Below are 14806 nucleotides of genomic sequence, written 5' to 3'. Positions count from 1 at the left end.
TCACTTTACTTTTATTCTATCTTTCTCGAATACTTTCTTGCCTATATCTAAGTAAAGGCGCCATAAAAAACTCTATAATATGTCGCTTACCCGTTTGTACTTCAGCCGTAACAGCCATGCCAGGCATCAGCCTAATCTCTTTACCATCGACCATAATGGTGCTCTGTTTCATTTTTAGGCGCATACCGTAGATCAACCCCCGCTTATCATCGAGAGTGGCATCATTCGAAACAGACAAAACATCTCCATCGATCACGCCATATTTAGTGAAGGGAAAGGTATGAATTTTGATTTCAGCAGGCATATCTTCACGTACAAAACCTATATCCTGATTATCCAGAAATACTTCGACTTCAAGTTGCACCTCATCAGGTACGATCAACATCAATTGCTGCGCCTCAGTCACAACGCCACCAATAGTCCCTATGATTAACTCTTGAACTTGACCTGAAACAGGGGCATAGAGGATTTGTTTTTGATTTCGATCAATAGCTTTGGCTAACTCTTCTTGTAATGAGGCAATTTGCTGTTGAATTTGCGGTATTTTGGTCAGTTCAGTGACCGATGTTTGGGCTTTTAACGTATTAAATTGTTGACGGACTTCTGATTCAGACGCTTCGAGTTGCTTAAGTCTCTGACGTTCAGCAGCTAAGTCATGGGTATACTGAATACGCTCCTGCTCCAGTGCCAAAAAATCATTTTCAGAGGCATAATTTTGGCGATGCAATCCCTTCATCGTACTGGCTCGCTTCGTAATAATGGGCAGGATTTGCTCTAGCTTCGCGATCACCTCACCACTGGCAGCTTGTTCTGCTTGCGTTTGTAATAAATTACTTTGGAGCATGCGCCACTGGGCCAGATATTGAAGCCATTGTTGCCATATTAAGCGCTTATGCAGGTCTATCTCTATCTGCGAAGCATTCGCCACCTCAGGGAAAACGAAAGAGGTTATATCTGTACTATTTAAATTAATGTCTCTAGTTAACATCACTAACAAAGCCTGGCTTCCAGCTAAACTCAATCTTGCTGAATGTAGCTCGCTTGTTAGACGCTTCGCATCTGCTGATGTCAATGTACTATCTAACTCAATTAAAGGCTCACCTTGCTCCACATACTGCCCTTCACGTACCAAGATGTTTTTCACAACTGCTTTTTCTAACGGCTGAATTTGTTTTACTTTAGAACTCGGGATAATTTTCCCTTCCGCAGAGGCAACAATATTAACTTCACCTAAACAGGCCCAAGTAATCCCTATTACTAGTAAAATAAGCAGACTCCAACCCAACTTACGTGCTAATGGATTAGGTGGGGTTTCTTGTATTTCGAGTGCCGCGGGCAGAAATGCGGCTAAGTCACGACTATTATTTCCATCACCTAACTTGCCTCGATTTTTCCATGCATCTTTGAAAATTGCCCAAGCATTCATGATCTATCCTCGGCATGCTGTAACGCTGAAGCCTCCAGCATGGCTCTATCACCATTAGAGGCGGCTCGGCCCTTAGGCATAGACGAAGCATCGGGTTCCACTGGATGTAAATTAGGTGTGCGACTTTGATAGCTGTATAATTTGGCATAATAGCCATTTAACGAAATCAAACCTTGATGATCGCCTTGCTCTACAATCCGCCCCTTATCCATCACGATAATGCGATCACATTGGCGCACAGTGGTTAGTCGGTGGGCAATGATAAATACCGTTCGACCTTTACAAATTCGCGCCATATTGTCTTGTACTAAACGCTCTGACTCATAATCTAAGGCACTGGTCGCCTCATCAAAAATCAAAATACGGGGATTACCAATAAGTGCGCGGGCAATTGCCAATCTTTGCCTCTGACCACCGGATAAATTACTGCCCTGCTCTCCAACCATATTGTCATAGCCTTCTGGTAGCTCAACAATAAACTCATGAGCTCCCGCCATTTTCGCTGCTGCAACAACACGTTCCATTGAAATTGACGGGTCAGTCAATGCAATGTTTTCTCGGATCGTTCGGTTAAACAAAAAGTTCTCTTGTAGCACAACGCCAATTTGCTTACGGAGCCATGCGGTATCGATCATTGATAAATCAACACCATCTACAAGTACACGACCTGATTCAGGTATATAAAGCCTTTGTATTAACTTAGTGATGGTACTTTTACCAGAGCCTGAACGCCCAACGATACCAACCACTTCACCTGGGCGAGTTTGGAGATTAATCTCATTCAGAATGACTGGACCATCGGCTCGGTACCTAAAACGAACATGGTCTAAAGTAATAGCGCCTTGTAGCGAGGGTAAACGCGAACGATTGGGGTTGAAGCCAGGCTCTTTAGGCGTATTAAGAATATCGCCTAAACGCTCAATCGAGATCCCTGCCTGCTGGAAGTCTTGCCAAAGTTGAACCAGTTTTAAAATAGGTCCACTCACACGACCTGCAAGCATATTAAATGCAACTAACTGGCCCACTGTTATTTGCCCATCAATAACTAAATGCGCACCCACCCAGATAATACCTAAGGTAACAAGCTTATTAATGAGTCCTGCGATTTGACCTGCTATGTTGCCTAGGTTTTGACTACGAAATGAGGCATGAACATAACTTGAAAGATGATCTTCTAATTTTCTTCGCATCTGTGGCTCTACAGCCATCGACTTAACGGTACCAATACCAGTAATAGATTCAGTTAAAAATGCCGTATTTGCTGCACCATGCTTAAACTTTTCATCAAGGCGGCGGCGTAGAATGGGGGTAATAAATATCGATAACAGCACATAAAATGGAATACTTCCTAACACAATCCAAGTTAATGTTGGGCTGTAATACCACATCACCGCTAGAAACACGAAAACAAACAGGAGGTCTATAACTAAAGTGAGCGCAGTTCCGGTAATGAAGTTACGGATGGTATCCAGCTCTCGAACTCTCGCGACATTTTGACCAACCTGCCGAGATTCGAAATACGATAGTGGTAGACTTAATAAGTGATGAAACAATCGCGAACCAAGCTCTACATCCACACGGTTAGTCGTATGGCTAAAAGTATAATTTCTAATACCGCCTAATATCGCCTCAAATACAACCACGACAAAAAAGCCAACAGCTAATACATCAAGAGTAGTGAATCCCCGATGAACTAATACTTTATCCATCACCACTTGAAAAAAAAGAGGGATAACCAAGGCAAATATTTGTAAGAAGAATGAAGCAATTAACACTTCACTAAAGAGCTTTCTATATTTTACTAAAGAGGGAATAAACCAAGAAATATCAAATTTCTGCTGTAAACTCTCGCCGAAACCTTGTCGCCGAACTAAGGCGATAAGTTCACCAGACCAACGGTTTTTTAATTCATCTACAGATATTGTCTCTGGTGCACTTTTACTAAGATCGTGGATCAAAATGCTTTGTTTTTTTGAGTTTTGTTCACTACTATGTTGCGACTCATCAGTCAAATTTTCACTCTCAACAAGGCAATCCGAAGACAATCTCGCAATGATGAAGTAGTGACCTTGTTTGTCTTTTGCAATCGCAGGTAAAACGCCATTTTTTAATTCGGCAATGGACAACGTCAAATGTTTTGCTTTTAACGTCAGCGCTTTCGCAGCTAACAATATCTCCGTATCAGTAAAACATTGACCCGGTAAACCAAACTCATGAAAAAGTTGTTCAGGTTCTGCTGGTAACTGGTGAAATCGCGCAATTGCAACAAGTGAATGAAGACCTGAATCCGTTACAGTACTACTCAAAATTTCAATCCTTGAATTTCTTAAAAGATACTACAAAGTGAAAAACACCACTAAAAATATCAAGTTAAACATAAAATACACAAACAATTCAGGACAATAGGCGAAAACGCGCAAAAATGTCAATATCACCTTGATGAACAGCGAGTTTTAAGATCAGCCAAAAAACAATATTTACAAAAAACAAACACATAAAACCATTAATTAACAGTTGTAGTACCATTAATCACTCATCCCACCCAACAAAAAGGCCGCATCTGCGGCCTCGATATTCAATCCCCTTCCCGTGCTTTTTCGCTCCCCAAGCCACCACTAAACATCCTTCTAATTCATCCTATCCAGCAGTGCCATTTCGGCTTTTCTTAGCCAGAAGATGTAAGACTTTTTGCTGTCAAATCCCATTAAGGCCCACTGCTCTTTGCAGAGGTAATGGGCGCGGATGGCGCGTTTGCAGTTAATGGATAACTGCTCAACGAGGTGGTCAAAATGAGCGACGTGGGCAGGCACGTTGAGTTCGTGCTTTAAGTTGCCGCCGCCCAGCGCTTCACCTAAACGGTCGCAGGCGCTGCGGTTCGAAAACCCCTTGCCCAACTCTTGGTGCACCCAATACCGGCCCCAGCGATACAGCCCTAACCGCAACGCCTTAATGTTCATCCTCTGCTCGGGTTCATCGCTAAAGCCCATTGGCCACCTCATTTATCTTCTCAATCGAAAGCTTAAACACATCAAGGCATATCGATGTCACATCGTCATAGGGCGCAGTAGTACGGCCATTTTCCCAACGTTGGTAAGTGTTGCGGCTAATGCCGTAAATCTCAGCCACTTCGTCTTGGGTCATGCCCCGTAAACGGCGCCCCACTTTCAATACATCCGCGGCGCGATTAGCCATAAATCCTCCTGCGTGAAGTCCATAACCCAGTTGTGCTAATTGATATTGTTATCGTTATTGTCATAACCACCCCACTAACATTGGCTCGTCCGGCTCGCTCGTCTCAGTGGTCGATTGGCGCATAATCTCGGGCGCCACATCATCAAACCCCAGTGTGATTAAGTGTGCGTGGTAGGCATCCAACGCCATCAACATGCCCTTATCTAAGGTGCTGTTAACGTATGTGCGCAGCAGCAATGGCAAGGTGTGGTTCAATATCCGCTCACCCACCATGGTATCTACGCCCATGTCGGCAATAATGGTGCGGCACAGTTTTCTTAATGCATGGGAGGTAAACGCCTTAAACCGAATCGTCTCACTCCAATATTGCGCGGTGCGAATGCTCACCGGCCCCACTTCGCCTGGGAACAAAAACGCCCGTTTGCCCACATGCGTGTATTGCCACTGGGCGTAATGGGTAATGAGCTTCTTGGCTGTCGGCGTCATAGGTAAGCGATGCTCTTGACGGTTCTTGGCATTCTCGGCGGGAATAAACCAGTAATCGCCGGCAAAGTGGTCCCATCTGGCTAAACGGGTTTCACCAATGCGGGTACCGAACATCAACATCAGCACAAACAGCATGGCCACCGGTCTTGCTGCATTTCGCAATGCGCTGAATAACGGGCCCACATCCGACTCGCTTAACTGCGTGCCCACCAAAGGCGGCATCTTCAAACTCATTTGCACCCGATACCCCGCCAAGCTATTGCTGTCTAACACCCGTAAATCGGCCGCAACCGATAACGCCCGCTTTAACACTTTCACCGCCGCTTTGATGTAATTGGCCGAGTAGCCCTGCGCCAACATGGGTTTGATTAAGTAACTGTCCACTGCGATAAAGTTCAGCTCATTGAGTGGTAACTCACCAAAGCAGCCGCTGAGATGTTTACTCACTAACGATTTACAGTTACTGCGCCAGCTGTTGCTTAAGGTGCGGTTGCATTCCACATGACTCACAAACCACGCCAGTAATTGCGCCACAGTGGCAAACTCGTTGCTGATTACCGTTTGGCCCATACTGCGTTTGGCGAGCAAACTGGGTAACTCGGTTAAAAAGGTCTTCAAGCACATCACTGGCCACACGCCCTGCTTTTGCCACACGGTTTTGCCCGCTTCGTTCATCACTAAATACACCGAGGCTTGGCGTCTATCGGTCGAGGCCCGTAACCGCACCGCCGGAAACTGCGTGTCCCGAAAGTCTCGCGTTATCCCTGCCCGCAGCCAACGGCGCAATACCGCATCGTTCAACTTGCCTTGCTCTACGCCTGTTGCTGTCATCACCTGCGCCATCTAACCCTCCAACCGATATTCAAAGGTGTGATGGGTACCCGAGCGTATGCGTTTTACCCGCTGGTTCATCGGCATATCCCGAAACCGCGCACTTAAGGCTGTCTCACTGTCGTGAACCCCAAAGCGGTTAAAGCTCTCTTGCTGGATTTCAAACAGGGTCCAAAACCGTTTGCCTGTGATGATGCGCATCAAACGTTCGCGCTGGGTCAGTGGTTTAGTTGCCATCGTTTGCCCCCTTAAGCCCAAAGTTTGCACGTAAATTGGCAATAATTGATTTCGCCTTGGCCGGCTCAGTCGGCCGCGTCACCGTTTCAGGTAGTGCCTTTGGCAATTCAACATCGGTCAACTCGCCACGGCTAAAGCGTCTGCATAAGACTTTGTAATTGCGCTCAAACGTCATTAACACGTCCTTTTCAAGCCCAGTCGCGAACATCCAACTGCCTGTCTCACGCACCGCTAAGCGCACCACATCATGGCTCCACGTATGCTTATCAGGATGATGGTAATGGCGCGTTGCCTCCTTAAACGCCGCCTCTAACTTGGGCAGACCCAAATCACAGGCCGTAGGTTGGCACCACAAAGCAAACTGGCGCGGTGTCGGCCAAAACTGCCTATCGCCCTGCTCGCGTCTCGCGCGATTCAGCCCCGCTTGCACTTGCTCACGGCTGGCAATCCCCTGCGCCGCCAAGGTTTTAAGCCACTCGGCTTTGTGGGTCGCTTCGTCCTCAGGCCGCGGTGCACTCACGGGGAACAACACCCGCAACTTGCTAAACACGCTGTCCACAATCGCCATGTCCATTGCCGTGGGCTCAGGTTGGCTAACACGCCCCTGCCCAACCAGCGGCTGGCGGATTAAGGTCTGCAGTGATTTCATGCTCGCATTTTGGTTGGCTGTCATATCAAGGGGTCCTCTGGGTCATATACCGCATAACTCCAATCCACTTGCCCAACCGCGGTACCCATCGGTCTTGGCAACGGCGTTAGCCAATGGCGTTCGCGGATAAACTTGGTAATGCCGAGCACAAACTGGCCGTTCGCACTAAAGCCCCAACTCGCATCCTGCGCCGCAGCGTCCTTCAACCAGCTCACCGCCAGCACGCAATCGGCGTCGGTCAGCTTTTCGGCCTTCCACGCTTTCCACGCAGCCGAATCCGAGCCGCCTTTGCGATGGGCGGGATAGGCTTTGAAAAACGCATTGAAAACCGACTTAGCACTCGTTGCTGGACAAGAGTCTTTTAAAGATTCATTGATAGATTCAAGATTGATAGATTCTGGGTGAACCAGATTCACTAGGGGTGGTGAACCACGTTCACTAGCTGGTGAACCACATTCACTAGGGGGTAAATCTGCGCCATTGGGGGATAGTGAATTTGCTTCACCCCCTAATACAGCGGCGTCTCCCTTGCATTTTGGCGCCATCGGCTCAAAACGAATGTGGAAAATATTGGTGGAGTTACCCTTCTCGCCCTTGCGATATTCGCGCCGTAAAAAGCCGTCGTCCTCCAACGTTTTTACGTGGTTCATTACACTGCGGCGGGTTATCTCACACTGCTCAGCAATGTTCTGGTAACTCGGCCAGCATTCGCCTTGGTCATTGGCGTTATCAGCCAGCTTGATCAACACCAACTTGCGCAGTGGATTACCCACCTTGGCCTTCATCGCTTTTACCATCAATTCCATGCTCATAAGTCACCCCCAAACGGAGCAACCCACGGCTCAAAATTGACGAAATAAAAATGCTTGCCTAACATATAAATACCTCTCTTAGTGATTAAGCCCCATCGGTCGCCAAAACTTCAGATGACTTAATTAATCAATAAAAACAGCTATTTGAGCCAAACTTGTCATGTCAAAAAAAACATATGGAACCGTTATTGAAATAAGCCAAAACTGCGGCCGTATTGCAGTAAAACTTGATAATGGCAATATCAGCGTCATGGATATTTACAATCCAAAAAGCTTTGAAATTGGCCACATCATCTACGGACAGCTGGATGTACTCGGCGGTTATTTCATCTTCAACAAAACCACTCAAGCTGAATATTTCGCTTATGTAGAAGCCTCCTGCTGCAATCTTGAGACGGCTCAACAGCAGCTCCTTCTCGAATAAAACACCAAGCCGAATCACTAACCACTCAGCGCAAAATCCAAATTTGACCTCCCCCCTCTGCTTCAGTAATATGTCAATGCCTCTCTTAGGTATTAAGCCCGCATCGGTCGCCAAAACTTCAGCGGGCTTTCTTATGTCTACAACAACGGGTCAACTGCAATGCGTCCCGTTGCCCTCCGCTCGCTCGCCTTCACTGCCAAGCAAGTAAACCTTGTGCGCCAAGTTAGTGCGCAACTGGCTAAAAAAATCACGCCGTTGAATGTGCACGTTGCGGCTTTTCGCTATTGCATTCACATTAGCTGCACTCGTATCAACCGCACTCGCATCAGCCGCGCCTACATCCGCCGCCAATAGCGCAATAGAACGTTCCGCGCGTTGTTCTTCCATCAGCAGATAATTCATAATCCAATCGATGCTCACCGTCGGCAGCAACAACTGCTTGCCATTGCCCAACAACACCTTATCCACTATGTCGGTCGCGATAACCGCCCAACGCTCAGGGCGACTATGCTGCAATTCATCGCAGTTCCTTAACACCTCAACCATTCGGCCCACCTGCGTTCGCCTAAACAACTCCGCCGTGGTATGCCCATGAAAACAGGCAATGTCTTTGCCCATGTTCACGCCACTTAACGGGGCCCGCTCAGAGGTTGCCGCGCTAAGATCTTTGGCGTTAGGCTCAGTGCTATTAGGCATGTTCGACTTAGATTTAAGCGCCATCGCCTTAAGCATTAACTGCCTTGCTTGCATCACGAGTAACGTCACTTGCGCGGTTTCCATTTCGGTAAGCGCGGCCACGGCGGGCCCATCATCACGGCTAACTTGCCCATGTACCGAACACGCGGCGCCGCCCTCCAAACAACAAATTAAACATTCAGGATCAAACATCGTTTATCCTCCTCACTTCATGATCTTAGGTATCAAGCCCGCATCGGTCGCCAAACTGTGGCGGGCATCGGGATAACGGCGTTTTTTACGCGCCCAGTTATCACTTAACTGATTTGTGAACATGTCATTCACCCCTTCTTTCATTTCAACAAGTCGTTTCACCAAGTCATTTCAACAACTGCCATTTATGCCCATTGGCACACACGGCGCGTTTTGAGCCCGACTTGGTTTGCTTTAAAGCCAAACCGCACTGGCCACACGGCACATCAGCCACCCGCTTAAGCATTACCGCATTAATCTGTGCGCTGTGATTAGCACGTTTAGGCCGATAACCTAACGCCCGCGCCACTTTTACATACTCTTTCGCAATCCATTTGCCATCGGATTCTAAGTGCAAACCGTCGCCGATCATGTCACCCAAGCGGATCAACTGCTGATGCAGCTCGGTTTTAGCGCGGGCGATAACATTGATGTTTAGGTTCGATTGCGGCATCGCTGTCACTTCTCGGCCGCGTATTGCGCCGCCTTGCCGCCATGACTCGCTAAATACGGATACGCCAGCTCTAACGCCGCCATGCTGGCTTGCGTGGTCGCCGCCGACTCTTTTAATTCGCGGTGCGCCGCCACTAACTGCTCGCGCTTGGGCTCATTGCCCAAATGGATCACCGCCACTTGCGCCTCGGCGTTCTCTTTGGTGAGCGATGCCGCCATATCGGCCACATGCAACACATGGCCATCATTCATGCGGTCAGCAATCACAGTCACCCCAGTGCACCCAAACACATCGTTGAGATACTGCACCCGCAAATGCTCGGGCAATGCCGCCACCAATGCTTGCTCAACATGAAACAAGCGATCCGCCTGCGGATGTTGGCCCTCGTACTGGCCGAGCCAACGGAACAGCTTTTGCGCATTTATCCGCGCATCGTTGTGCACGTCTTGACTGCTCGCAAAGCTAATGCCCTCCGCCGCCAACACCTCACTCAGGCCGAGGCGCTCAACCGCCGCAACAAAATCTATCGCCAGCGCAAAGCGCGTCATCTTGGGTAACTCCAACACCCGATGAATCGTTTTCATCAACAAATTCAAACGGCTATCTTTTTTACGTGAATTGGTTTTCATGCTAATAAGCCTCTCTCTGTTAACTTTCAATTAAATGGCAAGCGAAACGACTTTATTGGTGTCACCTGATGGTTCAGGGAAAACATCAGCAAAAGTGCATTCAACACCCAACTGGTTAATCGCTCTTACTATTTCCCAGCAGGTACTTAGATCGATGTTCCTAATACCTGCCTCGTAGTTACCAACCGCCCCTTGAGTCTTGCCGATTGCTTTAGCCAGCTCAGATTGAGACAAATTGGCTTTCTTACGATAAGTGGAAATATTGTTCATGCTATCCAGTCTCAATGTTGATTTAACCACATTAAACACGAATTGTGTTTACAAGTAAACACAAAACGAAAAAATCAATTATCACATATCGTGATATTCTTAAAACAAGACTTTATCGTTGGTGGTTATAATGGGATCTGAAGATTTAAAAAAACGAGTTGGACAAAATATCAAACGACTTCGTATGAATGCAGGCATTAAAAGCCAAGCAGAACTGGCAAACCTTTGCGGATGGAAATCACAATCTCGCGTTGGTAACTATGAGGCAGGTACTCGCGCAGTTAGTGCTATCGATGCAGAAATATTGGCAAAAGTGCTTGGTGTTAGTCCTGCAGAAATTCTTTATGGTAATTCCAGTGAAACAAATAACTCTGTAAATACTCCTCAGAATAGAACTACACGTGAATCGAATGCCGAATGGCATGCTGGTTTTGATCTATGGGATGGTGATACACCGCTTAAGGATGATGAAGTAGCTTTGCCATTTTTTCGTGAAGTAGAATTAGCTGCGGGTAATGGATCAACTTTCGTGCAAGAAAATGGTGGCTGCAAACTTCGTTTTGCCAAGTCCACCCTAAAAAAGAGTAATGTTGATCCTCAACATGCCGCCTGTGTCACCGTTTCCGGCAACAGCATGTTACCCGTCCTACGTAATGGCACCACAGTTGGTGTCGATACCAGTAAAAAGAATATTGTTGATGGCGAAATGTACGCCATTGATCACGACGGTATGTTAAGAGTAAAAATGCTCTACCGTATGCCAGGTGGCGGGATTCGTATCAAAAGCTATAACAACGACGAATACCCTGATGAGTTCATCAATCCAGAGCACCTTAACGAGATAAAAATCATAGGTTGGGTGTTTTGGTGGTCTGTATTAAATACTTGGAATAATTAAGGTCGCCATTTAGTTAAAATTTAAATAGCTTATTTTAATTTTTCCTTTCAAATTTTGACATTGATAAAATATTGTCAAAAATAATCTTACATGTTCAATATTACTTTAAAGCAAGTTACAACAAAAACACCAAAACAAACAGAAAGTTATATTTATTTCATGTATCAAGGAGAGTACTTTGCCAGGAATAGAAGATAAAATAGCATTAGAAGCATTAAAACCTGCAGCTGGTTTTATAAATGCTCTTCTTGCAACGAAAATTGAAAAGGTGAAGTTGTGGGCCAATGAAAAGGAACTGAAAGGACAACTTGACCCAGATACCCTTTCGAAAGTAATGGATGAATACCTTACAAAGCTAGCTCTACGGGTTAGTGAAATTACTTCAATTGCATTTCCGTTACTAAAATTAGGGATATTTGAAGCATACGAGCCTTTAGTTTTAGGTAGACTACACTACAATAATTTAATAGATGATAATGAAGTTGATTTACAAAACTTAATTGATGAGAAGGTTAAATCATGTCTCATAATTGATAGCGCAGGCATGGGGAAAAGCACTTTTTCAAAATTCATAGTTGCATCACTACTATTTAAGTCTAATAGAATTCCAATTTTCTTTGAGCTAAGAAAAGTAAATAAAGATCAGAGTTTAATTGAAAATCTAGTGATGGAATTAGACTTTCCCGGCAAGCCATTTGACCGTAATTTATTTTATAAACTACTTCAACTTGGCAAGTTTTATGTCATCATTGATGGTTTTGACGAAGTACCATTAGATTGCCAAGAGAAACTATCTAATCAGATAAATGAGCTATCATTAAAAGGGGGCGAAAATATAATCTTATTAACGTCTAGGCCGCAAGAAAACTTACCAGATATAGTTAAAGCAGAGACTTTAAGATTTAAACCGTTTTCAAAGAGACAAGCAATCTCTTTACTTAATAGATACGATAAAATATCTAGCTTAAGCGTTGGTGTAGATTTAACCGCACAGATTAGTAATGTTCCTGAAAAATTTATCGAAAGCCCACTTTTAGTATCATTATTATATCGAACATTCGGCGTTAATAAATCTATTGCAGAAAAAATATGTACATTTTATGAAGAAATTTACCATGCATTATACAAAGGGCATGATTTAATAAATAAAAATGGATATGGAAGAGAAAAAAAATCGAAATTAGATTTCGAAGATTTTAGAAAACTTGTACGTGCTATGTGCTATTTCATGATGTTAAATAGAAAAACTTCTTTTGAGAGTTGGAGTGATGCAACTAAATATATAGATAAAGCCGTATCTATAAGTTCTATTATTCCTAGCTCTGCTTCTAATTTTCTAGATGATCTACTTGTTTCAGTACCACTAATGCATAGAGAAGGAACAGAAATAAAATTTTTCCATAAAACATTATTGGAATATTTCTCTGCAGAATACATACTCTTTGATAAATCTAGTCGTGAATTACTCGAAAAGTTATTTAATAGTAGATTAGCTTTTAGCTTTAGTAAAACCTTTGAGTTTCTTTTTGAATTGAACCCATCTTTATTTGATAGTGTTATCACTTATCATTTTGCAAAAATAGCTATCGAAAATAATATAGCGAAGAATGAAAACAAATTTGAATTAGCACTAAAATCTCTAGTACTAAGAAGGAATTGCAAAATAGGAATATGGCAGCAGAGTAAATATAAAGTAAATTTAAAAGGACATAGCAGACCTATTTTTAAAAACCCAAATGATATGGTTCTAGTTAATGAAGGATATCATACATCAACTTGGAGAGAAGGTGTGTTAAATAGCAAAGGATATTTCATCGCCTTTACCTACACTGATGTAAAATCAAACTTTCATTCATGTGCATGGAAATCTATCTCTGATGAAGTTAACTCTGAAGAAATATTAACAACCAAGACAAGTAAAAAGGAAATGAATATACTTCTACAAGTTCTAGGCACTGACAAATGGAATGATTTGAATTATGAACTGATAACTAAAATAAAAGACATCACAAGTCTTTTAGATATAGTAATTAATTTAAATAACTCAGAAAATTTTGATAATGACTTTCTTCCTAAGATATTATCAAATGAAAAAATTAATAGTATTATTGAAAAAGTTAAAAAAGAAGAAGAATTTACTGAAACTATGGATCAATTCTTTTGAAAGATGAAATATAATACAAAATAAAGTTGTTGGCTTTATACACTATCACAGTTTATATTAGCCAACTACACTTAGCCAATTAAAACTTTAACGCCCTAGCTTGTATTACCCTAAATCGCACTTAATGCATTTTATTTAGTATAATTTACACTTCATCAGCACAAATCACTTTATGGCTAACTCTTAATACCCCTAGCATATATATAAGAGTTTTATTAATTATTATAAGATACCACTTAACTAATTTTACTTCTATTTAATTCCGACAAAGCAGTTTTCTGCATTACACACCATACAAGCTTATGGTATGCCCCGCATTCGACCGACCGATCACTCACTGAAGCCCTCTAAACTCAAACTTTTTAAACACAATCGATAAAATTAAACACAAACCGTGTTGACAACCAAATCACAATACGTGATTATTGTTTAGAGGTAAAACTACCCAGCAGAAAGCTAACCCCAAGCACTGACATTCTGAACCATAAACGACTGTTCGCCCTTTCGAGCTTTGCTTCCAATGGGCACTACCGAGGACAAGGAAATGATTCTAGCGAAAGTTCATACCACACCTAAGCAACGCGATGAGTTTCGTCTACTGGTTGCAATACGTTTTGCCTGCTTGATGGCGCTGGCTAAGGGCCACACAGATCCGATGGATTGCCCACGGGTGCAAGCCCGATGCGCCGAGTTGGTCAAGCATTTTGCCTATCACCACCCTAGCGCTGCCTTTTACCGCCAGTTCATCCGCCACACGGGTGAACTCGGGCTCAACTTCTGCCTGCGCTTTACTGAGCCCCAACAAGGTTTGTACGGCAAGGTGATGGTGTGGCGTAACGACTCGCAAGCCGTCACTAATGTGCATCCGCTGCACACGATGACGACAGCCGCGCCCGTCGGCCGCTGAGCAGAAGAGCCGCAGAGCCGCCGCGCACATTCACGATTTAGTTAATCAAGACAAAGCAGCCAAGGCAAAGCAACCAAGGGGTGATGGTCCATATCCCTGTAACGATAACAGCGACAGTTTCACCTTGTTGGAGGCATTTATGTTTTTTGTTTACGGCGTGTCCATCACCTTAGCGAAAAATCAAGCGGCCAAAAAGTGCAGCACCTCTGTGGGCGCGCACCCTAACCGCCGTCAACTGAGCCCTGCGGAGTACCAAGCCAAGTTGGATGATATGGCGCAGCACTTGTTTGAAACCATGAAGCCACAACGCCTGTCGCATTCGTTATCGACGCCCGCGCTGTGCCAGCAATATATCGTGTTAGCCATGACCCAAGAAGCCCACCGCGATGTGCATATTCGCTATCACAAGCTGTCGGACAAGGTGAACCCCAAAACCAAGAAACCCATCATCAATCTGGTGGTGTTTAACGGCGAAGCTGCAGCTTAGAACTGCTGATTCA

17 protein-coding genes are annotated in these 14806 nt (G+C 44.4%); 5 read left to right on the top strand and 12 right to left on the bottom strand.

Going from position 1 to position 14806, the window contains the following annotated elements; all coding sequences use genetic code 11:
* Positions 1–16 precede the first annotated feature (16 nt).
* From AC5YB3_RS21175 to AC5YB3_RS21140, 8 genes are all read right to left on the bottom strand, one after another.
* Positions 17–1426: an HlyD family type I secretion periplasmic adaptor subunit gene (locus tag AC5YB3_RS21175; RefSeq protein WP_494526116.1), complete on the bottom strand. Its 1410-nt coding sequence runs from the start codon at positions 1424–1426 to the stop codon at positions 17–19.
* On the bottom strand, positions 1423–3732 hold the full coding sequence (locus AC5YB3_RS21170; RefSeq protein ID WP_494526115.1) for a type I secretion system permease/ATPase: 2310 nt from the start codon (positions 3730–3732) through the stop codon (positions 1423–1425). The genes AC5YB3_RS21175 and AC5YB3_RS21170 overlap by 4 nt, the downstream gene beginning before the upstream one ends.
* 321 nt (positions 3733–4053) lie before the next feature.
* Entirely contained in the window at positions 4054–4413 is a 360-nt protein-coding gene (locus tag AC5YB3_RS21165; protein WP_006083861.1) for a hypothetical protein, read from the bottom strand.
* Positions 4403–4618, bottom strand: coding sequence for a helix-turn-helix transcriptional regulator (locus tag AC5YB3_RS21160; protein ID WP_006082023.1), 216 nt, complete (start codon positions 4616–4618; stop codon positions 4403–4405). The genes AC5YB3_RS21165 and AC5YB3_RS21160 overlap by 11 nt, the downstream gene beginning before the upstream one ends.
* A gap of 60 nt (positions 4619–4678) precedes the next feature.
* Positions 4679–5947 carry a tyrosine-type recombinase/integrase gene (locus tag AC5YB3_RS21155; RefSeq protein ID WP_494526114.1) on the bottom strand — a complete coding sequence of 423 codons (1269 nt, stop codon included), beginning with the start codon at positions 5945–5947 and terminating at the stop codon, positions 4679–4681.
* Positions 5948–6172 carry a hypothetical protein gene (locus AC5YB3_RS21150; protein ID WP_006082025.1) on the bottom strand — a complete coding sequence of 75 codons (225 nt, stop codon included), beginning with the start codon at positions 6170–6172 and terminating at the stop codon, positions 5948–5950.
* Positions 6162–6845, bottom strand: coding sequence for a replication protein P (locus AC5YB3_RS21145; RefSeq protein ID WP_494526113.1), 684 nt, complete (start codon positions 6843–6845; stop codon positions 6162–6164). Before AC5YB3_RS21145 ends, AC5YB3_RS21150 begins: the two co-directional genes overlap by 11 nt.
* A complete protein-coding gene (locus AC5YB3_RS21140; protein WP_494526112.1) occupies positions 6842–7633 on the bottom strand; it encodes a helix-turn-helix domain-containing protein in 792 nt (263 codons plus the stop codon). The genes AC5YB3_RS21145 and AC5YB3_RS21140 overlap by 4 nt, the downstream gene beginning before the upstream one ends.
* 160 nt (positions 7634–7793) lie before the next feature.
* Here AC5YB3_RS21140 and AC5YB3_RS21135 point away from each other — a divergent pair, with 160 nt between their 5' ends.
* A complete protein-coding gene (locus AC5YB3_RS21135) occupies positions 7794–8057 on the top strand; it encodes a hypothetical protein (protein ID WP_105252723.1) in 264 nt (87 codons plus the stop codon).
* A gap of 150 nt (positions 8058–8207) precedes the next feature.
* On the opposite strand, the gene AC5YB3_RS21130 is transcribed toward AC5YB3_RS21135, so the two are convergent.
* The 4 genes from AC5YB3_RS21130 to AC5YB3_RS21115 all read right to left on the bottom strand — a co-directional run bounded on the left by AC5YB3_RS21130 (position 8208) and on the right by AC5YB3_RS21115 (position 10337).
* Positions 8208–8945: a hypothetical protein gene (locus AC5YB3_RS21130; RefSeq protein WP_494526111.1), complete on the bottom strand. Its 738-nt coding sequence runs from the start codon at positions 8943–8945 to the stop codon at positions 8208–8210.
* Positions 8946–9111: 166 nt separating this feature from the next.
* Positions 9112–9438, bottom strand: a complete 327-nt coding sequence (locus AC5YB3_RS21125; protein WP_494526110.1) for a hypothetical protein — start codon at positions 9436–9438, stop codon at positions 9112–9114.
* Between the two features lie 5 nt (positions 9439–9443).
* Positions 9444–10067 (bottom strand): toxin YdaT family protein, encoded by a 624-nt coding sequence (locus tag AC5YB3_RS21120; RefSeq protein WP_494526109.1) that lies wholly within the window; start codon positions 10065–10067, stop codon positions 9444–9446.
* A gap of 30 nt (positions 10068–10097) precedes the next feature.
* Positions 10098–10337, bottom strand: a complete 240-nt coding sequence (locus AC5YB3_RS21115) for a helix-turn-helix transcriptional regulator (protein ID WP_494526108.1) — start codon at positions 10335–10337, stop codon at positions 10098–10100.
* A gap of 130 nt (positions 10338–10467) precedes the next feature.
* On the opposite strand from AC5YB3_RS21115, the gene AC5YB3_RS21110 reads away from it, so the two are divergent.
* The 4 genes from AC5YB3_RS21110 (at position 10468) to AC5YB3_RS21095 (ending at position 14793) form a co-directional block, all read left to right on the top strand.
* Positions 10468–11235, top strand: coding sequence for an XRE family transcriptional regulator (locus AC5YB3_RS21110; RefSeq protein ID WP_494526107.1), 768 nt, complete (start codon positions 10468–10470; stop codon positions 11233–11235).
* Positions 11236–11413: 178 nt separating this feature from the next.
* On the top strand, positions 11414–13399 hold the full coding sequence (locus AC5YB3_RS21105; RefSeq protein WP_494526106.1) for an NACHT domain-containing protein: 1986 nt from the start codon (positions 11414–11416) through the stop codon (positions 13397–13399).
* Positions 13400–13943: 544 nt separating this feature from the next.
* A complete protein-coding gene (locus AC5YB3_RS21100; RefSeq protein WP_494526105.1) occupies positions 13944–14306 on the top strand; it encodes a hypothetical protein in 363 nt (120 codons plus the stop codon).
* 139 nt (positions 14307–14445) lie between these two features.
* Positions 14446–14793, top strand: coding sequence for a hypothetical protein (locus AC5YB3_RS21095; RefSeq protein WP_494526104.1), 348 nt, complete (start codon positions 14446–14448; stop codon positions 14791–14793).
* The last annotated feature ends 13 nt before the right edge of the window (positions 14794–14806 follow it).

The organism is Shewanella sp. 1311, assembly GCF_059338235.1.
The sequence above is the reverse complement of the archived record's forward strand: the minus strand, read 5'-3'. Positions and strand labels throughout refer to the sequence as shown.

Bases quoted from the DNA above. Each gene is read 5' to 3' on its own strand.
- AC5YB3_RS21120 (WP_494526109.1), bottom strand. From the start codon at position 10,067: ATGAAAACCAATTCACGTAAAAAAGATAGCCGTTTGAATTTGTTGATG.
- AC5YB3_RS21145 (WP_494526113.1), bottom strand. From the start codon at position 6,845: ATGACAGCCAACCAAAATGCGAGCATGAAATCACTGCAGACCTTAATC.
- AC5YB3_RS21115 (WP_494526108.1), bottom strand. From the start codon at position 10,337: ATGAACAATATTTCCACTTATCGTAAGAAAGCCAATTTGTCTCAATCT.
- AC5YB3_RS21155 (WP_494526114.1), bottom strand. From the start codon at position 5,947: ATGGCGCAGGTGATGACAGCAACAGGCGTAGAGCAAGGCAAGTTGAAC.
- AC5YB3_RS21125 (WP_494526110.1), bottom strand. From the start codon at position 9,438: ATGCCGCAATCGAACCTAAACATCAATGTTATCGCCCGCGCTAAAACC.
- AC5YB3_RS21165 (WP_006083861.1), bottom strand. From the start codon at position 4,413: ATGGGCTTTAGCGATGAACCCGAGCAGAGGATGAACATTAAGGCGTTG.
- AC5YB3_RS21140 (WP_494526112.1), bottom strand. From the start codon at position 7,633: ATGAGCATGGAATTGATGGTAAAAGCGATGAAGGCCAAGGTGGGTAAT.
- AC5YB3_RS21110 (WP_494526107.1), top strand. From the start codon at position 10,468: ATGGGATCTGAAGATTTAAAAAAACGAGTTGGACAAAATATCAAACGA.
- AC5YB3_RS21175 (WP_494526116.1), bottom strand. From the start codon at position 1,426: ATGAATGCTTGGGCAATTTTCAAAGATGCATGGAAAAATCGAGGCAAG.
- AC5YB3_RS21160 (WP_006082023.1), bottom strand. From the start codon at position 4,618: ATGGCTAATCGCGCCGCGGATGTATTGAAAGTGGGGCGCCGTTTACGG.
- AC5YB3_RS21100 (WP_494526105.1), top strand. From the start codon at position 13,944: ATGATTCTAGCGAAAGTTCATACCACACCTAAGCAACGCGATGAGTTT.
- AC5YB3_RS21095 (WP_494526104.1), top strand. From the start codon at position 14,446: ATGTTTTTTGTTTACGGCGTGTCCATCACCTTAGCGAAAAATCAAGCG.
- AC5YB3_RS21150 (WP_006082025.1), bottom strand. From the start codon at position 6,172: ATGGCAACTAAACCACTGACCCAGCGCGAACGTTTGATGCGCATCATC.
- AC5YB3_RS21135 (WP_105252723.1), top strand. From the start codon at position 7,794: ATGTCAAAAAAAACATATGGAACCGTTATTGAAATAAGCCAAAACTGC.
- AC5YB3_RS21130 (WP_494526111.1), bottom strand. From the start codon at position 8,945: ATGTTTGATCCTGAATGTTTAATTTGTTGTTTGGAGGGCGGCGCCGCG.